The sequence below is a fragment of the Paraburkholderia caribensis genome, assembly GCF_002902945.1.
In the GTDB taxonomy this organism is placed as follows: domain Bacteria; phylum Pseudomonadota; class Gammaproteobacteria; order Burkholderiales; family Burkholderiaceae; genus Paraburkholderia; species Paraburkholderia caribensis.
The window spans coordinates 1,641,463-1,662,444 of the sequence record NZ_CP026102.1; the positions used below are offsets into that span (position 1 = coordinate 1,641,463).

Below are 20,982 nucleotides of genomic sequence, written 5' to 3' on the forward strand. Positions count from 1 at the left end.
GAACTGAACGAGGATGATCATTAGCAAATTCTCTGCCGCCATCCGTGGATGACAGCGCGTTCGTTCAATTGTGCCTCAGCGCGATAATGCGGCGGACCGGGATTGCGAAAACCGATGCGTTCGCTTTGTTTCGGCATCAGCGTTCTATGCGGAAACACAGGCCGACTATGGATCGACGAATAAGAGTGCGTATCGCTTTCAATTGTTACAAAAAACTCGCGCAACGTCTTTCGTCACGACCTAGAGTCCATTCCACGCATCTGACAAATGACCGTCGTGGCAAAGAGGCCAGTCATCATGAACCGAGGTTTCTGATGCGTGAGAAAACCGTTTGCTATGCGTAGTTCAGTCTTGACCGATGCGCTGGCGGTGACCAGCGTTCGCGTTCTGTGGCGATCGAAGCGGTAGCACCTAAGGCGAGCGAACAATGGCGGAAACAAAACGCGCCGACGAAGCCGTCGTTGAAAACATCGGCGAAGAAGCAAGCCACTCCACTGATTTCGCAACCGCTAGCAGGCTACAGCACGTTGCTACAGGCCGCAATGGAAAGGAGCCTTCCATGCGTTGCTACAAGCCCCGTGTAGTGTTGAGTAGCATCCCGCTCGTTATTGTCCTCGCCACAATCATGCCGACCAGTCGTGCTGCGCCCGTTCTGGTCTCCGGTCCTAGTCCCTTTGCGAGTTGCACCACAGGCGGCCCCGGCACGAACTATCTGAACGCCGAAGTCGAGCCCTGGATCGCCAGCAGCCCGGCCAACCCCACGAAACTGATCGGCGTATGGCAGCAGGACCGATGGGACAACGGCGGCGCGCACGGCCTGGTTGCCAGTTCATCGAGCGATGGCGGTTTTACATGGAGTAAGCCAGCGCCATTGCCATTCAGCGCATGCGCGGGCGGGACAGCTTACGAGCGCGCGTCCGATCCGTGGGTGTCGATTGGGCCCGATGGCAAGGCGTACGCTGTTTCGATCTCATTCAATCAATCCGACAACAGCAATGCGGTACTCGCTTCGGTTTCGAACGACGGCGGCCTGACGTGGGCGCTACCGAGCACCATCATCGCCAACAACGAACCGACATTGCAGTTCTTCAACGACAAGGAGTCGGTGACGGCGAATCCCGTCAAGGCAGGCGTCGCCTATGCCGTGTGGGACCGGCTGGAATTGCCGAACGGGAACCCATACGCCAACCGGCATACGGCAGCGTTCCGGGGGCCGACGCTGTTCTCGAAGACGACCAATGGCGGTAAATCATGGAGCACACCAACCGAGATCGTGAAAGTACCTTCCCGCCAGCAGACCATCGGCAACCAGATCGTGGTCAATTCGCAGAAGGGAACGCTCTATGACTTCTTCAACCTGATCTCTCCGCCGTTTTCCAAAGCGGCCGGCAAAGTGGCGTTCATCAAATCGACCGATGACGGCGCAACGTGGACGAAGCCGAAAGTCATCTCGGGGCTGCAGACCGTATCGGTCTTCAATCCGAATACCGGCGATGCGGTCCGTTCAGGGGACATCATTCCCGAGCCCGCAATCGACCCGACTACCGGGCGGCTCTACGTCGTGTGGCAGGATTCCCGCTTCAATGGCGGGCAGTACGATGAGATCGTGCTTTCCACGTCAGGTGACGACGGCGCGACCTGGAGCACGCCGATACGGGTCAACACGCCCACAGGACGCCCCGCATTCAATCCGGGCATCGTTGTCAACTCGTCGGAAAGCGTTGCCGTGACGTACTACGATTTCCGCAATCTGGCGGCTGGCAACATCACTTCGCTACCGACGGATATCTGGCAAACGACATCGGCCAACAAAGGCGTCACGTTCGGCAACGAAATCCACCTGGCGGGCTCGTTCGACCTCACGACTGCACCGAATGCCGAAGGATTCTTCGTCGGGGACTATCAAGGGTTGATCGCGATCGGCTCGACATTCGTGCCGTTCTTCGTACAAACGAACACGGGAAATCTCACAAATCGCACCGACGTGTTTGCACAGCCGTAGATGCCAGGGAGCGATTCGATCCGTGAAGCGGACCTGGCGGCGGGTCACTGCACCAGGCGCGGCGGCGTGATGGCACCATAATTCGGTCCCACGCCGCCAGAGTTCGCCGCCTGGCACTTATCCGGCTGATTGCTCATCTGCACGAGTATGTACGGCTTCGATCCGTTGTCCGCCTTGAGAATGCGCACACAGGCAAACGCCACCACGGGCTGATAGCCCGTCCCGACACTGTTGACGACGGGCACCGTTTCGTACTCGCACGAATGGTCTCCGTTAGCGCTGCAGTTGTCGACCGCCGTGAAGAGCGTGTTCTTTTCGCCAGGCTGGATGTACGTGCCGGGTTGCGAGCCAATGCCGAGCGAATCGGCATTCTGGCCTGCGATCAGTCCTCTCACGAACGGCACATCGTTTTGCTGACTGGTCAGTGTCGTCCACTGCCCCGCTTCGCAACCATTTGCCTGATACGCCGACGAAATCTGGAAGACGTAGGGCGTATTGGGCGTCTGATTCACCGTCTGTCCGCTGAGGGGTGCCGTGCTCGTTGCCTGCTTCGGTGAGTTGGTCGAGGTGTTCCAGTAGTTGTCGTAGAGGCATTTCGAAATCGCGACGGGAAAGAGACCGCGGGGACCAACGTACCCTGGTCTCGACACCACCGCTGTCGCAATGGCAGCGGCCGACAGCGACGACACGCCCAGAATGCCCGCCAGATAGACGGGGATGCCACCGTTCGCATTGGCCGTACTCTTTGTCATCGTCACCTGGATAGCCGGCAGATCGTTCGCCCCAGGCGTAAATGGCACTGCCTGCAACTTGCCGGGCGCACCCGTCACGTTCCAGTAACCCGAGGCAATCTGCGTGAACTTGATCGCGGCGCCCTGGACCTTGTTCGAACTCGATGCCGTCGCAAAGCCCGATGCCTTTTGTGTCGCCGAACTCCAGTCAGGTGCCGTCGCCGTGGCATTACCGCACTGCGTACGCTGAAACAGACACGGCGCGCCCGCAAGTGCCGCAGCGTCGGCGGCATTCTGCAATTCGTTTCGCGCGACCAGCAAGTTGCCGATATCGATTGCCAGCGCCGCGAACCCTAGCAGCATGACCAGACTTATCGCAGTGACCACGGCAACGGCGCCTCGCTGCCTTGCTTTACTTTTACCGTGCATGATGGCCGTCTCACTCGTTGTTCATGATCGTGGTGGCCGTCATGACGATCGGCCCCGTGAATGCGGACAACATGGCACCCAGCCCTAACCCTGCGTACTGGTACGAAACGGTGACCGTGAGCGGCGTGCCGAACGTGCCGCCTATTCCGGATGGCACACTGACCGTCGGCGTGTTGCTTGAGCCAAACGTAATCAGATAGTTCTGGCAATAGGCCAGGACCACATTCGTGACGTCCTGTTTGCTCGGCTTCGGATTGCGTAACACGACACCAGCGCGTGCACCTTCGCGACTCGCATTCGTGATCATCGCCTTATCGTAAAGCGCCACCCCAAACTCGGCGGTGCTGAAGATGATCAGAAGCAGAAGCGGCAACACGATGGCGAATTCCACGGCCGCCACACCGCGTTGCGCCCCGAGATTCCTTCGGCGACGATTGTTCGCAACAGGTACATCGCCACTCACGCCATCGTGTGGAAGCGCACTGTCATTTACCCGTCGACTTAAATGCCGGGTGACGGTCGATGACCGGCTCTCACGTGCAGATTTGCGCTTCATGAACTCCCCCGTATTCGCTTGATGTATTGCCGGATGAATCCGGCTTTCGTCTTGCGCGTCGTATCCGTCAGAGCGAATCGACGCGAAGCGCCTGCAACTTCGCAAATGACATGCCAATGCCGGATACACCTTGCACACATGGGTCATCGCGACCGTTGCTTCGGGTTCTGCAGCGCAGGCCCGCCATGGACGTTTCAGCCTGGACACGCATGATCGATACGTCCGACGCGAGATGTCACGTCTTTCTATAATTAATGGCGTTCGGCTGAATTAACGGTAGCCGTCCGACCTGTCTCACGCTTGAGACAAGGCGGAGAAGCGTGCGAATAACGGAGGCGTATTCGCTTAAGCATCCCTTAAGCAATCGCGGCTATAACCGCTCTTAGATCAGCTTCGCCGCGCAGAAACATTCTTCATAAAAGAGACTCCGCGCGATGACTCGTTCTGCGCTTCGACAGATGTCCAGCCGACGCAACTGTCGCTAGAGGTAACAGACGCGAAACATGGTCACGAACCATTCGTGGCGAAAGGAGCCGGGAATGCAAGTCATTCGCTACGGTTTCAGTCATCAACGATCGGTCAGCGTGCTGTGCGCTTTGATATTGTCGTCGGTCGACGCACGCGCCGAATCGGTATGTCCCGCCTATGTAGAACTGCCGACAGGCAGCGCTTTCAATCTGGCGCGCCTGATTGCGGACACAGGCTCACCCGAGCTTGCACTCAGGAAGATTCGGGCTGCACTCGCGCAAGTCTCCGCTGCGGGCGGATGCCCCAAAGCCGAAGAGCCGAGTGCGTGTCAGGAAACATTGGCCGTGGCGAGAAAGGCGATGGCCGCGCTTCAGGCCTGTACGGCGAAGCCATCGCCCGAAGAAACGGCCGAACAGAACCGACCGGCGCCATCGAAATAGCGCAATGCGTTTTTTAGTGGAAATGCATGTTGTTTCGCAGCCGCTTATTAGCAGTTTCCTTTCTTGGCCTGACCCGGCGGGCAGTAGCCATTGCCCGGCCCTCCCTGCGGCTTGCCTTGCGGTACGACCACTGCATGAGGTTCATCGGGCAAATACACCGCGCAGCCTGACAATCCAGCCATTGCTGTCGTCAACAGGATCATGATTATTTTCATGGCGTGAATGGGGAAAGACCTCGTGGCCTCTCCCGCGCTCCCGGTCTAAAAGTTGAAATTGATACCCGCCTGGCTGCCCGACGACACGTTGACGCCCGTCGATTGAGTGGCGCCGCTCGCGCTATCGGCTTCGACGATATAGCCCCCAGTCGCAGCGGCCGACTGCGACAGCGCGACTGGCAAAGACCCGTTGTAGGTGCCCGTCAACGTCGCCACTGCCGGCGCAGCGAGCGTGTATGCGCCTGTATCGAGATTGGCGTTCGTCGATGTCACCTCGTACGATCCCACGCCGTCATTTTGCAGCCCGCGCATTGTGGCCTGTGCAGATGCCGTTACCGTGCCTGAAATCGTATTGACGGCGGACGACGGCAACGTAATCGGTGCCGCCGATGTTGCGATCGTCGTTTTGGCGCCCGCCGTGACGGGCACAGCGTGAATGACGCCGTTCGCGTGCCCATTAGGTTGCCTGTTATCCACAATCACAACATCGTAATTGCCGTTCGACGAACTCTGCACAAGCGGGCTCAGAATGAACTGGCCGCTGCTGTCCGCGACCGTGCCACGAATGACGTGGCCGTTCTGTTCCGCGTAGACGGTCGCCCCGGCCTCCGCCGTCGAGACATATCCCGCGATACTGCCGCTTACCACCATTGGAGTGGCCGTGACAACCGGTTTCAGGCTGTAGGTGCCATTGCCGCGCGCAACAATCGACTTGCATGCATTGAAGTCGAGTACGAGGTCCACAAGCGTATTGGCCTGGACCGTGAAGGGCTGAATGATCTTGTATCCGCTCTGTGTCGCACTCGGTGTTGCAAGTGACTGCTCGGCCGTCGTGCCACTTACGACAACAGAATTGGCGACCGTGTTGCCCTGATTCTGCGCGAGTACGAGTCTGATCTGCTGGTATTGGCCCGCAGCAAGCGGCGCTCGACCGAGATCAGTCAGGACGCCATTGGTCAGCGAAAGAAGATCGATCTTCTGCGGCGACGGCAGCGTGATATCGGTCCACCCGCCGTCGGTATCACCGGCAGAAGAACTTGCGTTGACGCGTACCTTGGTGACAGTCACATACACATGATCGAAACCGCAAGACGGTGCATCTGTCATTGCCACGTGCAGTGTGCCAGTGTTACTGCTGCTGTTGTCGCCGCCACCCCCTCCGCATGCAGCCAGCGCAAATGGAATCGCCAGTATGCAAAGCCGCATTTTTGTCGTTCTCATGATTCGTCCCTGATGATCTTTTTGTGTGGACAGAAGTGTACGGAAACAGGCGGTAACTTTGCTCAGAGAATTGCAATCGTCTGTAACGGATTGCGCCCAAGCGTCGACGACCCAGCATGCGTTGTGTGGATGAAAATCACTATCGACTCTATGGCCGGTATTCGCTTATACGGGCGCGGTGAAAGTCATGGTTCATGCCCGCACGGCGCCTTCTATCATCGCTTGAAGTCAAAAGAGCATTTAATCGCGAAGAGTGCTTCGGTTTCCCCACGGGCATCACAGGTCACGCTCTCGCGGACCGCGCTTTCGTTCAGGCACAGAAGTTCGGCGCACATACCGGCATCCCGTGCGAAGACACATGCGGCATCTCGCTCGACAACAACGGGTTCCTACGGACGGGCAACGATCTTCACGACGCGAATATGCTGTAGATATCGTTGCAGACCAGCGTCGAAGGTATTTCGCCAATGGCGATATTCGCTTGGGGTCGACGAGGCGTGTCGCGTCGGCAGTGGGTGAAGGCGCAGAGTGGTAGCGCAGATACAGGGGTTTCTGTCTCGCGTTTATTGAACAAACTGGCAGGGTGCAGCGAGACAGCGGAAGAAAGAAAGCAAAGACGCGCAGGCAGCCTGCGCGTCTCTTAGCGAATACATCGACAGTTACCCTGCGATCAATCCGCGATTTACGAACCGAAGTACACAGGCTTCATCCCATCGTTTGCATCCGGGCGGATCGAGCCTTCGATCTTGTGGCCCACACGGGAAACAGCGCTGCGGAACGCACGCAGTTCGTGATGGCTACCCGACGCTGACGTGCCATCGGCGACGCCGCCGGAATCTGCAGCAGCCGCGACTTGCGTGTTGATCGGTGCGGCCGTCTCGGTGGATTGAGCGAACGACGAGACAGCGGGAATGGCGAGGGCAGCAGCAACAACGAGCGATTGAACGAGTTTCATGGTACTTACCTCCAGGCTTGATTTCTCCGCAAACACCCGTTTGCGTTTCAGTGATGCCAGTCTAGGCCGGAGGCGGCTCGTAATTAAGTCCTCGCAGAACAATTGAATGTTGCCGATATAGGTACAAACCCCAGGCGGCTCGACGCGGTGGCAGACAACGGGTGCCACCCGCCTGGGCCCGTCAGATACCCAATGCGCAGCCGTCTTTGCGATGGTCCGACGCACCGGCCAGCGTGCCGTTTTCCCAGTCGATCCAGATTGCCCGCTCGCCGCCGATAGCCCAGTTCGGCGGCGCCAGCCTGACTCCGCGCCGGGTCAGTTTGTCGCGCGTTGCCGCCGGCAAGTGGCTTGAGCTTCGACGACCCCCGTGCCCGGTTGCGGAAACCTGATTCGCGCCGAGCGTTCAGCAAACCACCCTCACCGACAAACCGGCTTCGGCGCGGGCAACGCCGCACACGTCTTGCGATAAGGCATACCCGACATAAACTGCCGCCACTCCGCACAGTCAAGATTGCGATTTGCAATCGCGCAAGCATCCGTCAGCATCGACTCGCTGTCCCAGTTGCGCAACGACACCGTCCGATCCTCATGCAGCACGGCCACGCGACGTCCACCCGGACTGATGTCCACGCTCGACACCGTGCCGCCAGCGGCGCGCAGCCGGGCCAGTTGGCTCCCCTTGCGCAGATCCCACACCTGGCGTTCCCCCTTCGCTTCGCCGCTGACGAGCGCCTCGCCGTTGCCCACGAATACCAGCCGGTCAACCGGGCCGTCATGAGGGCCGAATCTGGCCACCGTTTGTCCGCTTTCGACGTCGTGCAGAATCGCCATCTCATCGTCGCCCCCCGATGCGAGCCGCTTGCCGTCAGGGCTGAACACCAGCTGCCGCACCCGATCCTTGTGCGGATCGGCCAGTTCCGTCATGGCCGCTCGCGAGCCGAAGCGGTACAGGCGCACCACGCCATCGTCGCCCCCCACCGCCAGCACCCGGCCGTCAGGGCCAAACGCGACGACTTCCGACCCGCGCTTCCCCGACAGCACGGTGTCGCGTCCGGTGTCGATCTCGTACACATGAATCGAGCCGTCCGACAGCGTGATCGCAAGGCGCCGATTGTCCCAACTGATCGCAAAGCGCTCGACGTCGGCATCCGCACGTTTCTGAAGCTGCCGAAGGACGCGACCCGTCATATCCACGACATCGACGGTGCCGTTGGCCCGCTGAATAGCGAGCAGCGAACCGTCAGGACTGAATTCGGCGCGGCGCATGCCGGGCTCGCTGCGCAATTGCGTGACATCATCAGGATTCCAGAAGTCCGCGATATCGGTGCCTTCGGGAACCGTCGCCAGCACCTTGCCGCTGCGGTTGAACTCCACTTCCTCAGCGTGATACAGGCCTTTGCCGGACCGCAACACCGACCCCGGCGCAAGCGACCATATGGTGTAAAGCGTCTCCTGTTGATCGATCTGGTACGCGACGGTGTTCCCATTCGGCGCAAACTGAAAGGCGGCCAGGCGCTGTCCTTGCCGGGTCTTGACGCGCGCGCGCCCGCCGTTGACGGGCTGAACCATCTCCTGCCCGCTGGCGAGGGCCGTGGCCAGCCAGCGGCCGTCCGGGCTCAATGCCATGCGAACGGCCCTGCCGTCTTCAGCCGCAACCGTGCCGATCTTTTGCAGTGGCTGCAGCTTCCACACGCTGGTCGTATGAGCGCTTCGAAGCGCAAAAAAACCGCCTCCGGACTCGAACACTGCCTGCAATTCGCCTTCGGCTGCGTCCAATGTTCCGATGACCGTATCCGTCGATTCATCGCGAAGCTCGACGACGCGCTTGCCGTCGGGGTTGGTGTGGAGCAGCGCATCGAAGCGGCAGTCGGGTGTGCGCGTGAGCGAAGGGCGTGTGGTCCTGAGCGAAGCTTCAGCAGCCGTCCCAGGACCGGTGGCGGCTACGCCGGGCAGCGGCGCAACGACGATGCTGTCCCCGGAACCGTAAAGCAGCGTCGCGTCTTCGCGGCCGAATCCAAGGCATCGACCGTCGCCGGTGCCGACGCGCTTCAGCACAGGGACACCCGGCTCGCCGGGCATCGTCAACACATGGACGGACGAATGCCCGGCAACCGCGACGAACTGACCGTGGTGACTGACGGCTATCCTGCTGATGTCGGGGGCATTGCTGACGGAGACACGCCCGATTTCCTTCCCATCCCGCACTTGCCAGGCAATGACGGTATGCTTCGCATCGGCCGATACGAGCCGTGACGTGTCCTGATCGTACGCCAGCGCCTGCACGGCAGCTTCGTGGCCTCGCCAACGCCGCAGCACGGTCCAATTCACCAGATCCAGGTCGATGACGTCGCCGCCGTCGGTGCCCATGGCCATCCGCTTGCCGTCAGGGCTGGTTGCGGACGCGGTCACCTTGTCGCCGATCGGCAGCATTTTGTGCACGCCGTCGTCGGCAATCAGCCGCGCCAGTTGCGTAAGCTGCGCATCCAGCCGAACCGGGGCGGCGCGGCTGGCTTCGGCGCCCAGCAGCAGCGCGCGATCGGGATGCTCCGCGTCCTCGGCGCTGGCGTTGGCAATCACGCCGGAGATGATCGCCTCGCGAGTCAGTTGCCCGGCATGAGCGGTGGCTTCGTCCGCCCGCTTCTGCTGGATAGCCGCCAACTCGGCATCCTTCACCGCGACCGCCTGTGCTTCTTTGGCCCGACGATCAGCCTCGGCGGCGGCGTCGCCCATCTTTTGCAGCTCCACTGCCGCCCGCTGCATCTGTTGCTGGGCTTCCTCGATGGCGAGCTTCGCCCGGATCGATTTCTCGGTCTCCTTGACCAACTGCTGCTTCGCGGCCACGGCATCGTTCTGCGCCATGCGGGCACGGTTTCGTTGCACCGTCGCTTCGTACGCGGCGTATCCGGCACTGGCCAGCAAAGCCATTGCAAACACGAGCGCGAAGCCAACCCACATCGCGTTGCGACGGTTACGCCGTTGTATCTCCAACGCCTCACGCACGCGCGCGGCCGCGGCCGCCGCCGCGTCACGGGCCTGCCGCGCATCGCGACTGTCCTTGACAACGCGTGTCAGCACGTCGTGGGTCAGTTCGAGCCGGCGCACGCCGAAGCGCTCATCGACGCGCAGCAGCCGCCCGGCCACGAGCCGCTCGATATCGCCGCGCGAGATACCGGGCAGCACGAGTGCATCCTCGAGCGCATAGCTGTCCCGATGGCCGGCGTCCGTGATCAGCTCATCCTCGATGAACACGCGCACGCGCGCGTCGACATCTTGCAGTGAACGCTCATAGAAATCGACCAGTATCTCGCGCTCGGCGCTCGCCACCAGCTCGGCACCGATGTGATCGCTACCCTGTGCGATACGGCGCAAGTTCAGTTCGCTACAGATCACGCTCAGCAGTGCGGGATCGACCTCCATCCGGCCATAGTCGTCCGCCGAAGGCGCTTCGGCGCGATTGCGCCACGCGAGACCGATGATGCGTTCAGCCACCGCCGGCACCACGAGCGCGCTGCCGCTGTCGACCACCGCACGGGCCTGGTAGCCGTCCATCGGCAACAGACGGTAGCGGTTGCGCATCAGCGACGGAATGTTCGCGCGCAAGCCTTCGACGTCCGCGAGGAAGTCTTCGCGAAAGCTCAGGACGACCTTGCAGTCCCGGCGGCTGAAATCGATGCTCTGCGCGGGTACCGCACCGGCATCGAGCGCCTGGCGCAACGCTTCGGGCGGGCGGTTCTCGATCAGGTCCGACAGCTCGTTGACGAACGCAGCAGCGCGACGGCGCGTCTCCTCGTCGACCTGGCCGAGGGTGAACAGCTCTTCGAACTGGTCGAAAACCAGCACGGGAATCACGGCCCGGTTGCGGGTGTTCCAGAAGCCGGCGCCCGCGCGATGAAAGTGTTCCCACAGCGACGCCTGCGGCAGCGGCGCGGTTGCATCGACGCCGGCGGCGCTGCAAGCGGCGGCGAGCGCCTGCCAGACCTGGTCGCGCAGCGGCAAGGCGGCACCGTGCGCGAGACGTATCATCACGGGCAGATGCAGATTCTCGCGCAAACGCGGAAAAAGTCCCGCATTGAGCAACGAGGTCTTGCCCAGCCCCGAGCGGCCGAACAGGACGGTCAGCACTTCACGGCGCACCAGCCGCGCCAGTTCTTCCGCCTCGCTCTCGCGGCCGCGGAAGAAGTACTGGTCCGCCTCCGTGAAAGACGCGAGGCCTGGCCAGGGGCGCGACGGCGTCAGCGCGTCTGCCGACAGCGCTTCGTGACGGGAGTCCAAGGCATCATCGGCCATATCAGCTCCGCCGGCCGCGGCTGGAGATTCGCCGGTAGAGATCGCGCACATGCGTGACGAACGTCTCGTCCGTGCGTGCACCCGGCAGCGTCATCCATTGGGCGGCGCGAAAGCGGTCGGGAAGCCAGTCGCCGTACTTGGGCGTGTCATCGATCACCACCGGGACGAGGAAGGGCTCGTCGGGCGCCATGCCGCGAGCGCGCTCGTCGGCGGCCATCCACTCGCGCCAGAAGTAATCCCGCCGCCGGCTCGGGTCCTCCGTGGCGCGCGAAATCACGGGCATGAACAGGCTGCTGGTGTCCACGCCGCGCCGGATGTTGCGCTGCCAGTCATCGCCGCCGCGGAGCTCGCTTTTATCGAACCATACGTCGATGCCCGCAGCATCGAGTTGTTGCGCCAATCCTTCTACGGCGTCGAGGTCCTGACTCGAGTAGCTGATGAACACCGCCCCCTCGATGGCGCGCGGCGCGACGGGTGTCGACGGTGCCGTCGCAACGCCCGTGGGGTGACGCTGGCTCCAGCGGGTGCGCAACTCGGCGCAGAAGACGGTCGGCTCCAGCGACACGACGCGGGTCGCCGGACTGAAGTCCGCAAGAAAAGCCTTCAGCGCCGGGTCGCGCGCGGCCATTGGATCGACCAGGTACTCGACCGTCTGGCGAGGTGACGAGAGCCGCTCGTTCTTGGCCGCGCGCAGGAAGAAGCGCGCGAGCCAGTCGGGGAGCCGGCAGCCGAGCAGCAACAGGTGATCGTCGCGCAACGCATCGAATAGCAGCTTCGGCCGGCGCGCGTCGTCCTGCAACGCGTGCAGGAACTCCAGACGATCCTCGTCGCAGATCACCCAATCGGGCGCTGACGACTGGCGGCCGAGCAGATGGAACACGGTCGGCGCGGCGAGGCGCCCGCGAGGCAGCGGCAGATCGGCAGGTCGATTCGGGGAGAAGCTCACAACGCAAGTGCGCGATTCCCCGCCGTGACGGACAAGGTCGATCGCGCGAGTCAGCAAGCCGTCGAACGAAAGCGTCACGAACAGATCGAACGGAGCCACGGCAGCGAGGTCCAGCAACGCTTGAGGAGGATCGACCGCCAGATCTCTCACAACCTGAGAGGTGCGAACGTACAGATCTTCCTTACGCGCGCGCGGCAGCAGCAGGTAACGGCTGACGACGTCGTCCAGCCGCGGAGGGTTGTCGAACTCAGTCAGGCCGATGCGGAGCTTTTCGGCCAAGCGGGTGGCTACGAGCGCATCGAATCCCAACGATTGACCGTCTTGACTGACGGGCAACAGCCCGTCATCCACCACTGCAACGACCCGCCCTTCGTCGATGTAATCGAGAAGGTCGCTCCAGAAGAATTCGTCGAGTTCTTCCACGAAATTCACTCCTGGAAATGTAAACTCCCCTGCTCATTTGACGGGTGCGGGTAGCCGGCTCCGCCGCGAAGCACTGGCGTCTGCCATGACGCACTCGTCATCCGTAGCTCTTTCGACTGATAAAAAACGATTGGATCATGCCTTTTGTCAAAAGACGCCGGTTATGGGAGCAATGAGGTCGGGCCGGTCACCATTTTGTCTGAACACACTGACTCAGATCGACGATAGAACATCGGGTGGCGCAGCGACAGGGCGCTAGGTGGGACAGCGCACATTCGGCGCTGCAAATTCCTTGCAGGAAAAGCGGCAGGCGGTGAGAAATCGCCTCGTCTGTCGGCATTCACCGTCGTTCCAGCGCACCCTGCGCCAACGATGCGCCTCCCGTCACGAAGGGATTCTTCGCCCCAATAAACCCGAACGCTGATTTCAATCGCGGATAAATTTTATATTTACTTCGACATACTTAATAGTTATCAGAAACCACCCAATGTCCTGCTCAACGGTGAATTCAGAGCGCGCATGCGCCGCCCAGCGAGGATACGCGCGCAGTACGCTTCAGTTAAGGCCGACGATGAAATTGCGCGGTAAAACTTGTCAGGAAAAGTAAGCGCCATAAATGCGGCGCACCGGGTGGGCTATGCTAATCCCGATGTTACCGGCTCCTTTCTTACTAACTAATGAATAGCTTCGATTCGTCTATTGAAACATATCTGTCCAACATACACCTCGGTCAATTCGCGACTCGCAGCATAGAAGCCATTGCTGACCTTTACACCTTCAAAGGCCTCGTACTCCTACCCCTGCTGTGGTGGATGTGGTTTCAGCAGGGCGAGCGCCGCGAATGGCGGCGACAGATGGTTCTCGCGACGCTACTCAGCGGTGTCGTGGCGCTGTTCGTCGGAAGGCTGCTGACTCACTGGCTGCCGTTCAGAGTGCGTCCCATCTATAGCACCGAACTGCATATGAACTTCGCCGGCAGCAATATCAAGGACGCACTGCTGACGAACTGGAGTTCCTTCCCAAGCGATCACGCGATGCTATGGATGGCGATCGCCACCGGCATCTTCCTCGTGTGGCGCGGCATCGGTGTGCTGGCGATTCTCTATGCCATTCTGTTCATTTGCGTACCACGCGCCTATCTCGGCTATCACTACCCAACCGACTTGCTGGTGGGCGCCGCTGTGGGAATCGGGATTACTTATGTCATGACGCGAGAGGCGATCCGCGTGCGCTATGCAGCTCCGGCGCTGCGATGGATCGAACTACGCCCAGGTCCGTCAGCGATGCTGGCCTTCATTCTGTGCCTCGAACTCGTGACACAGTTCGACGAACTGCGCAAGCTGGCGAGCGGTGTGATCAAAAATCTATGAACCACTCGTTGCGGTGCGGCTGGAAGCGCGTCGGCGCTCGTGTAGCGACCTGGGCCGTCAGCGCATCCCCGGCGCGTCCGCGCTGCTGACGTCCCGTCGTCTGCTGCAAAAGCACAAAGCCGGGCAGCGCCCTGCTCGCCAACATGGTCGACATGCTTGCTGCAAAGCAATGCGCTCAACGTCGATACGGCCGATCCGCTCCACCCCGCCCGATGCGATGAACTCAGCAACCAGAAGGGTGCGCTAGCGCACCGAACCGCGTTTGATCGGTTTTGCCTCAGGTGTACGATTTCCGCAAATCCCACGCATTGCGCGGTATTTGGCTTTGACGACAATATATTTCGTTTTCCTTACGGAAATCACATTGCAAGGAGTGATTGCATGGACATCTCCGCGGGTTTTCCGGTCCCTGAAACGACATTGCCAGACAAGTGGATCGACGTAGATTCCTCAGTGTTTCGAGAGCGTTTCGAGCGGAAGAGCTTCGAGGTCGCCCATCACCTGGCATCTCATCCGCAGTTCCAACTCTCTCAATTGATGGAGTTGACGGAGCGAACCCTGAGAACGCGCCCATCTGATCTCTACTACGACATGGGTGACGTCGCGCCGGGTCAAAAATGGAAAGATACGAATCATGCGTTCTCACCGCTGGATGCGTTGGACCAACTGGAAGATTCAAACGCATGGTTCATCCTGAGAGATGCGCAAAGAGATCCGGCCTACACCGAGCTATACCGGCATGCGATTGCAGAGGTCAAGGATATGATTGGCGGCGGCATCGAATCCAAGATCAGAAATGAGGAGATCATCATTTTCATAACGTCGCCGAAGCGGGTGACGGCATATCACATCGATCGTGAATGCAATTTCATTCTTCAAATCCACGGAGAAAAGGATTTGTACGTGTTTGATCGGGAAGATCGGCAGATTCTTCCGGAGGAGGAAATCGAGCAGTTCTGGACGATCGACAACAACGCGCCAAACTATAGACCCGAACTGCAGGACCGATCGCGCTTGTACAGATTGGCCCCGGGAAATGGCGTTCACGTTCCGGTCAACTGCCCGCACTGGTTGAAGAACGACGACAATATCTCGGTGACTTTAAGCGTAAATTTCCAGTTTATTGACTCTATTCGAGCGGATATCTATCGGGCCAACTATTACCTCAGGCGGCTTGGATTCAATCCCAATCCGCCTGGACAGAGCGCGGTGCGTGATCGGGCCAAGGCAATGGCGTATTCGACGGCGAGTGCCGTCCGCAGAGCGGCCCGGTCCGCTTTGAAAAAAGGCGGCTAGTCCCGAGCCGGCCCGTATGATTCCCAAGGCCCTCGTGGAAACGAGGGCCTTTTGCCTTATGGGCTTTCATCGCGTGCAACCGGCGCCTTATATATGCACCGGCCCTGCCACCCCTTTCGTCCACCTCACCGCGAAAACGACATCACAAATCGACTACGATGTCTCCCGCAGGTCGCGCGCAGCAGATGAGCACATTGCCGTCGGCAGGCTTGTCGAGCGGTTCCGGCTCATAGGCAACCGTCCCCGAAACAAGCCCGCTCTCGCAGTTGTGACATACACCCGACCGGCATGACCATCGGACGGGCACGTCGCAGGCTTCGGCCAGTTCAAGAATACTTGGGTAGGCAAGCGCATTCCAATGTGCGGCGATGCCGCTGCGCGCGAACGACACCAGTGGCCCCTCGGCGACCTCCGACGGCGGCAGATGCGGAGCGCGCACCGACGTCCCCGTCACGCCAGGATTGAACGACTCGACACCGCCGAAGCGCTCAAGGTGGAGTCGTGAACCCGGAACGCCCATGCGCTCCAGCGTTCCCTTCATGTCGTGCATGAACGACGCCGGCCCGCAAAGATAGACATCGGCATCGACGGGAAGGCCGATCTTTTCCAACGCCGTTTGCGACACACGCCCCGTGTCGTCGAAGTCGTCACCCATCCGATCGCTCGCGGCCGGCGCGCTGTAGCACACGTGGCCGCGCGCGTGCTCGAGCATGTTGAGCAAGCGCCTGGATTCGGCGCCGAACGGATGATGCTCGCCATCGCGGGCAGCATGTATCCAGAGAACCTGTCGCCTGGACCCCGCCACCGACAGCGCATGCAGCATCGAGAGGACAGGCGTCACGCCGATTCCGGCACTCAGCAATACAACGGGCCCGATGCCTTCTTTGAGAACGAAGTCCCCGCGCGGAGCGCTGACGTCGAGCGTATCGCCCACGCGAACACGATTGCCCAGATAGGTGCCGGCCGCACCGTTCGGCTCCAGCTTCACGCTGATGCGATAGTGGCCAGTCGACGGCGCACCTGAAAGCGAATAACTCCGAAAGAACGCCGGATCTTTAGCGCCCTGTCTCAAACGCAATACCACATATTGCCCCGGACGAGCCTGCTGAAGTGGCAGCCCATCCGTTGCCTCGAACACGAATGAAAGAACGTCGGCGGACTCTCGCTGGATTGCCGCGACTCCGAGCTGTCGAAAGCCTGGGGTGACCGCATTCGACGTCGCAGCGGGGGCAAGCCCCGCGTTGCCGCTAGTCGCGCCTGAGTCGATGGCGCCGAGTAGCGTGTTGAACGACGCTCGCCATCCGGGAGACAGCGCATCGATACACACTGCACGCTCCAACCGGTCACGTGGATGGACAGGCGAATACAGCAGCGCATTGATCTCTTCGACGGTCATCTGCTCCTTCGCCCCTCGCAGCTTGACGATCTCGTCGCCCGCACCGACGTCGCCTTCCTGCAGGACGCGCAGATAGAACCCCGGGCGTCCGCTGGAGGTCAACAAGGCCGCCATGCGCGGCTCGTCCATGCGGATGCCGAGGCGATAGCAGGTCACGCGCGGTTGCGTGACTTCGAAAATTGCATGACCGATCTTGTAGACGTCGCCGATACAGACTTCACGGTCCGGCAACCCATCGATGGTGAAGTTCTCGCTGAACTGTCCAAAGCCGAATTCCTTCCTGTGCAGAAACGCCTGCCAATGTCGATACGAGTCGATCTGATAGGCGAGCACCGCGCGTTGTTCCCCGCCATGTCCGCCAAGGTCCCCTTGACCGTCGCCGTCAAGGCCCAGACGCCTCGCGACGCACCGCCCTTGCACGGGCAGCTTCCAGCTTCCCGTATGCACGGTCCGCCCGTTCCATTCGATGTCGCGCGGAAGGCCAACATTCACCGATAGCAATCGTGCCATGTCACTCACACCTCGATACGGTTTCCGGCAGAGCGCGTCATTCCCGCAGCGCTCCGATGCGTCAAGCGATTCGTTAACAAGGGCCGTAAGCCGCTCTCATTGACGTGACGGAATGAATCCCGGCGTGCCCGTCTTCACGACTTCGTTGTATCGTCGTCTGGTCTGAATCTGATTGATCTCTTCGAATGCGTCTGCGGGGAGCGCGGAGATATTGAAGTTTTCTCGCGCGCGAGCTGCCGTCTTTGGCGTGGTCAGCATAGCCGTGCCGCGTTGCACGGCCCAGGCGAGTAGAACCTGCGCCGGTGTTTTCTCCACACGCGCGGCGATCGTTGCGACGGCGGGATCGTCGAGCGGGCCAGGCCTTATCCCATGTCCCAGCGGAGCAAAGGCCAGAAATATGATCCCGTTCGCGTTGCAGAACTCGAGAAGCTCCGTCTCCGGCAGATACGGATGGGCTTCGACCTGCACCGCCGCCGGTTTGATTCTTGCCGCTTCGTATAGGGGTTGCAGTTCATTCAACGTAATGTCGGACAGCCCGATCGCCCGGCATCGTCCACCGTCGACGAGCGCTTCCATCGCGCGCCATGTGTCGAGCAATGTGACACCGGCGTCATAGATGACGTCGCCATTCCTGTCGCGCGGGTCCTGGTCGTCTCCCGGCTGGAACGCAAATGGCGTATGGATCAGGTATAGATCCAGATAGTCGGTTCCGAGCTTCTTGCAGCTTGCCTCGAAAGCCAGTGGAACGCGCTCGGGCCGATGATTCGAGTTCCAGAGCTTGGTCGTCACAAAGACCTCTTCACGAGCCATCCCCCTGGCCGCGAGCCCTTTGTGCAGGGCCTCTCCCACTTCGCCCTCGTTTCTATATCGCTCGGCACAGTCGAGGTGTCGATACCCCTGCATTACGGCATCGTAGACAGCCGTCCTGGTCGTGGCTGCATCGGGAATCAGCGTGCCGAACCCAATGGCAGGCATGGCGCCAGGCCCGTGTTTGAGCGGAATTTCTCGCAACTGGAAATCTGTCGGCAGATCCATGGCGCTACCTCCGTAGCCTCGCATCCGGGAACCGATGCATGCCGGCTACGATATCCGCTATCACCCATGGGTGCAGCGGACGTGCCCTGCCGCTGTCTACACAAGCCGGCGTCTATGCCGGCATCTGCGCGCCGCGCCAGACCTGACATTGCTGGCGCGCGACCTCATGCAACGAATTGTGCACGCCGTAGATTCGGCGCAGCCACATTGCGTCGCTGACACCTTCAGTCACGGTACGCCTGACGATATCGATACCTTCCTCCGCGCCGAGTATGCGCGCATGCTCAGCGACGGCGTCCAGCGTGACGAGAATGTCGTCTCGAATCGGACCGCGATGCCCAGTCTCCGGATTCACGCATAGACCGTCCAGACCATAGCGGCAGGCCATGAACCGGTTCGTCCGATACACTTCGTAATCGCGCTCGCTGAGGTGCACAGGCTTATCGACCAGCAGATAGCGCGCAACCGCCTGGATATAAGCAGCGATCGCGGCGGCCCATTCGATGCGTAGCGGCGTATCCATGACGCGTATCTCGATCGTGCCGTATCCCGGGCTTGGACGTATATCCCAGTAGAAATCCTTCAGGCTATTGACGAGGCCCGTCTTCGCCATGCGCTCGAAATAGGCTTCGAACTCGGACCACGTCGTCACGAAGGGCGCGCGTCCCGACAAAGGAAAAGGCGCAACCGAATTGAGCCGGGCGCACTGAAACTTCGTGTCACTGCCCTGCACATACGGCGAGGAAGCAGCCAGCGCAATGAAGTGCGGAACGTAACGCGACAGCGAATGCAACAGAACGAGCGCCGAATCGGGATCCGGGCAGCCTACATGCACGTGCTGGCCAAAGATCGTGAACTGCTGGTATAGCGCGCCATATAGCCCCATCAGATATTCGGAGCGCTCGCGCCCGTCGGAACGCTGGTCGTACCAGTTCTGGAAAAAATTCGTGCCGCCGCCGCAGACCCCGACATTCAGAAAGTCGGCGGCCCGGACCAGGGTATCGCGAAGCCCCTGCAATTCGCGCCTCGCCTGGTCGAAGTTCTGGCATATGCCTGTCGACAACTCGATCATCCCCTCGGTTGTCTCCGGCTTGATCGCGCCTGCGAAGCTCTGTTCGCTCACCCGGTTCAGTAACTCCGTCGCCGCCTTCGTCAAGTTGTAGTCATGGGTATTGACGACCTGAACTTCGAGTTCGACGCCCATGGTGAATGGATCGGATGATGCAAATGGCTGCAGCATGAGATGCCCTCTCGCACATCGATGCTCGCGCCCGGCCGTGACTTACGCGCCGGCGCTGCCGCATCGGGTCGGATAAGCGTTGAGCATGAGCGCTGCCGAATGCAGTACCCGACTCAACCGCACTGTCGCATGTCGATCGGAGACGAGCCCGAACGGGGTATTTCATCATACGCGCCCCTGGCTGTCCGCATTGCGCCGCCTCTCGAAGTCCACCACCGGAATGCGTGCACGCATTTCGTGCAGGACGTCGCGCCAGCCCGTCAACGCCCGGCAGCCGCTCCTTGCATCGCGCGATTCAGGGTTTATACCGACTCCCGGTGCGGTCAACGACTCCTTCGCTGACGAGATGAGCGTTGCGCCGATACCTTAGAAACTCACGGCGAACCCGAACGACACGCCGTGCACGTTGTGTCCAAAGACGTATCTCACGAGAGCACGCGTGCGGGTGATGACGATCGGATACTTGCTGCTGTCGAGTTCGAGTCCAACGCCCAATGACGTGAGATCGTTGAAACCGAGCACCCCGGCGCTGTCGCCGAAGTAATGCGAGTAGGCGAATTCCAGTACATAGCGGACCGGCCGGTCGAGTGCATGCCAGCCTGTCGGCGCGCGCCAGCGCGTCCACAGGCTCACCTGTTGCGCCGTGGCCGAACCCTGAACAGCCTCCGACGAGCCGCCGAAGCTGCGCAGATAGATATCGGTCGCGCGCAATTCAGCGTCGATCTCATAGGTTGCGCGGTAGTGTTCGAAGTCGAGCACGAGCGAGCCGCCATAGCCATATGCATCCAGCGATCCATTGTTCAGGAACTGAAGGTTGCTGTCGGTCACACGGTTGACGACAGACTGCCCGATCTTCAGATCGCTCGATACGCGCCCGATCGTGCCGTTGAGAATCGGACGGAATACGAGTTCATCGGTGATCCGGAAGTCCCATCCGATCCCGACCGTGCTGCTGAACGTGTTCCACCGGGTTGGCAATGTGCGCTGATCGGCTCCGTCCGTGGCGACGAACATCGGGTCGTAGCGGCTGTACGCGAGCGTGCCCTCGACGTACAACGGAAAGGACCTGCTGATCGTAAACCCGCCCCCCAGTTGCGACTGACCGAAGCCAGGATTTCCGGAAGTAGCATTGTTGATCGAAAGCGAACTGGTGGTGACATCCGGGACCGTCGTATAGCTCATCACGGCGAGCACCGCATCGGCGTGCCGCTTCACGTTGCCGCCGATGACGGTGCGGTTCGACAGTTGTTGATCCGGTACTGCCTGGGCGTGAGCCGGAAGCGGCAGCAAGGCGATGATCAGGCCCGTGCCCATCGCCAGGCATAACGTGTAACGCGGCCGTGGCCGCCGGAAGATGGCCGTCGCCAGTCTGGCCTGGCGACCGTCCTCGAGACTGCAAGCTGACTCAATGGTGCGAAACCGCATCAAGCCCTCCCGTCAATTGACGCGTGCAGTTGCTTTA

14 protein-coding genes are annotated in these 20,982 nt (G+C 60.6%); 4 read left to right on the forward strand and 10 right to left on the reverse strand.

The features are described from left to right. Positions 1-625: 625 nt before the first annotated feature. Positions 626-2,002, forward strand: coding sequence for a sialidase family protein (locus C2L66_RS23830; protein WP_225031563.1), 1,377 nt, complete (start codon positions 626-628; stop codon positions 2,000-2,002). Between the two features lie 44 nt (positions 2,003-2,046). Here the strand turns inward: C2L66_RS23830 and C2L66_RS23835 are convergent, their stop codons facing one another. Both C2L66_RS23835 and C2L66_RS23840 read right to left on the reverse strand, forming a co-directional pair. Next, positions 2,047-3,120, reverse strand: a complete 1,074-nt coding sequence (locus C2L66_RS23835) for a TadG family pilus assembly protein (protein WP_231950034.1) — start codon at positions 3,118-3,120, stop codon at positions 2,047-2,049. 52 nt (positions 3,121-3,172) lie between these two features. Then, positions 3,173-3,718: a TadE/TadG family type IV pilus assembly protein gene (locus tag C2L66_RS23840; RefSeq protein ID WP_054935067.1), complete on the reverse strand. Its 546-nt coding sequence runs from the start codon at positions 3,716-3,718 to the stop codon at positions 3,173-3,175. A gap of 539 nt (positions 3,719-4,257) precedes the next feature. Here C2L66_RS23840 and C2L66_RS23845 point away from each other — a divergent pair. Further along, positions 4,258-4,626: a hypothetical protein gene (locus C2L66_RS23845; protein ID WP_054935068.1), complete on the forward strand. Its 369-nt coding sequence runs from the start codon at positions 4,258-4,260 to the stop codon at positions 4,624-4,626. A gap of 260 nt (positions 4,627-4,886) precedes the next feature. On the opposite strand, the gene C2L66_RS23850 is transcribed toward C2L66_RS23845, so the two are convergent. From C2L66_RS23850 to C2L66_RS23875, 4 genes are all read right to left on the reverse strand, one after another. Then, positions 4,887-6,065 (reverse strand): DUF4382 domain-containing protein, encoded by a 1,179-nt coding sequence (locus C2L66_RS23850; RefSeq protein ID WP_409372641.1) that lies wholly within the window; start codon positions 6,063-6,065, stop codon positions 4,887-4,889. A 679-nt stretch (positions 6,066-6,744) separates the two neighbouring features. After that, positions 6,745-7,017 carry a hypothetical protein gene (locus tag C2L66_RS23860; RefSeq protein ID WP_060606252.1) on the reverse strand — a complete coding sequence of 91 codons (273 nt, stop codon included), beginning with the start codon at positions 7,015-7,017 and terminating at the stop codon, positions 6,745-6,747. A 417-nt stretch (positions 7,018-7,434) separates the two neighbouring features. Continuing rightward, positions 7,435-11,355 (reverse strand): WD40 repeat domain-containing protein, encoded by a 3,921-nt coding sequence (locus C2L66_RS23870; RefSeq protein WP_325098868.1) that lies wholly within the window; start codon positions 11,353-11,355, stop codon positions 7,435-7,437. Continuing rightward, positions 11,306-12,673, reverse strand: coding sequence for a toll/interleukin-1 receptor domain-containing protein (locus C2L66_RS23875; RefSeq protein WP_060607251.1), 1,368 nt, complete (start codon positions 12,671-12,673; stop codon positions 11,306-11,308). Before C2L66_RS23875 ends, C2L66_RS23870 begins: the two co-directional genes overlap by 50 nt. Positions 12,674-13,350: 677 nt before the next feature. Here C2L66_RS23875 and C2L66_RS23880 point away from each other — a divergent pair. Both C2L66_RS23880 and C2L66_RS23885 read left to right on the forward strand, forming a co-directional pair. Then, positions 13,351-14,043 (forward strand): phosphatase PAP2 family protein, encoded by a 693-nt coding sequence (locus C2L66_RS23880; RefSeq protein WP_054935079.1) that lies wholly within the window; start codon positions 13,351-13,353, stop codon positions 14,041-14,043. Between the two features lie 381 nt (positions 14,044-14,424). Then, positions 14,425-15,339 carry a hypothetical protein gene (locus tag C2L66_RS23885; protein ID WP_054935080.1) on the forward strand — a complete coding sequence of 305 codons (915 nt, stop codon included), beginning with the start codon at positions 14,425-14,427 and terminating at the stop codon, positions 15,337-15,339. A 142-nt stretch (positions 15,340-15,481) separates the two neighbouring features. On the opposite strand, the gene C2L66_RS23890 is transcribed toward C2L66_RS23885, so the two are convergent. The 4 genes from C2L66_RS23890 to C2L66_RS23905 all read right to left on the reverse strand — a co-directional run bounded on the left by C2L66_RS23890 (position 15,482) and on the right by C2L66_RS23905 (position 20,834). Then, positions 15,482-17,245 carry an MOSC and FAD-binding oxidoreductase domain-containing protein gene (locus tag C2L66_RS23890; RefSeq protein ID WP_060606249.1) on the reverse strand — a complete coding sequence of 588 codons (1,764 nt, stop codon included), beginning with the start codon at positions 17,243-17,245 and terminating at the stop codon, positions 15,482-15,484. A 96-nt stretch (positions 17,246-17,341) separates the two neighbouring features. Continuing rightward, positions 17,342-18,280 carry an aldo/keto reductase gene (locus C2L66_RS23895; protein ID WP_060607248.1) on the reverse strand — a complete coding sequence of 313 codons (939 nt, stop codon included), beginning with the start codon at positions 18,278-18,280 and terminating at the stop codon, positions 17,342-17,344. 112 nt (positions 18,281-18,392) lie between these two features. After that, positions 18,393-19,520, reverse strand: coding sequence for a YbdK family carboxylate-amine ligase (locus C2L66_RS23900; RefSeq protein ID WP_054935082.1), 1,128 nt, complete (start codon positions 19,518-19,520; stop codon positions 18,393-18,395). A 366-nt stretch (positions 19,521-19,886) separates the two neighbouring features. Further along, on the reverse strand, positions 19,887-20,834 hold the full coding sequence (locus C2L66_RS23905) for a hypothetical protein (RefSeq protein ID WP_098021642.1): 948 nt from the start codon (positions 20,832-20,834) through the stop codon (positions 19,887-19,889). Between the last annotated feature and the right edge of the window lie 148 nt (positions 20,835-20,982).

What these genes read in the sequence shown, in the direction of transcription:
- C2L66_RS23830 (WP_225031563.1), top strand. Translation starts at nt 626, where the DNA reads ATGCCGACCAGTCGTGCTGCGCCCGTTCTGGTCTCCGGTCCTAGTCCC.
- C2L66_RS23840 (WP_054935067.1), bottom strand. Translation starts at nt 3,718, where the DNA reads ATGAAGCGCAAATCTGCACGTGAGAGCCGGTCATCGACCGTCACCCGG.
- C2L66_RS23845 (WP_054935068.1), top strand. Translation starts at nt 4,258, where the DNA reads ATGCAAGTCATTCGCTACGGTTTCAGTCATCAACGATCGGTCAGCGTG.
- C2L66_RS23860 (WP_060606252.1), bottom strand. Translation starts at nt 7,017, where the DNA reads ATGAAACTCGTTCAATCGCTCGTTGTTGCTGCTGCCCTCGCCATTCCC.
- C2L66_RS23870 (WP_325098868.1), bottom strand. Translation starts at nt 11,355, where the DNA reads ATGTGCGCGATCTCTACCGGCGAATCTCCAGCCGCGGCCGGCGGAGCT.
- C2L66_RS23880 (WP_054935079.1), top strand. Translation starts at nt 13,351, where the DNA reads ATGAATAGCTTCGATTCGTCTATTGAAACATATCTGTCCAACATACAC.
- C2L66_RS23885 (WP_054935080.1), top strand. Translation starts at nt 14,425, where the DNA reads ATGGACATCTCCGCGGGTTTTCCGGTCCCTGAAACGACATTGCCAGAC.
- C2L66_RS23890 (WP_060606249.1), bottom strand. Translation starts at nt 17,245, where the DNA reads ATGGCACGATTGCTATCGGTGAATGTTGGCCTTCCGCGCGACATCGAA.
- C2L66_RS23895 (WP_060607248.1), bottom strand. Translation starts at nt 18,280, where the DNA reads ATGGATCTGCCGACAGATTTCCAGTTGCGAGAAATTCCGCTCAAACAC.
- C2L66_RS23900 (WP_054935082.1), bottom strand. Translation starts at nt 19,520, where the DNA reads ATGCTGCAGCCATTTGCATCATCCGATCCATTCACCATGGGCGTCGAA.
- C2L66_RS23905 (WP_098021642.1), bottom strand. Translation starts at nt 20,834, where the DNA reads ATGGGCACGGGCCTGATCATCGCCTTGCTGCCGCTTCCGGCTCACGCC.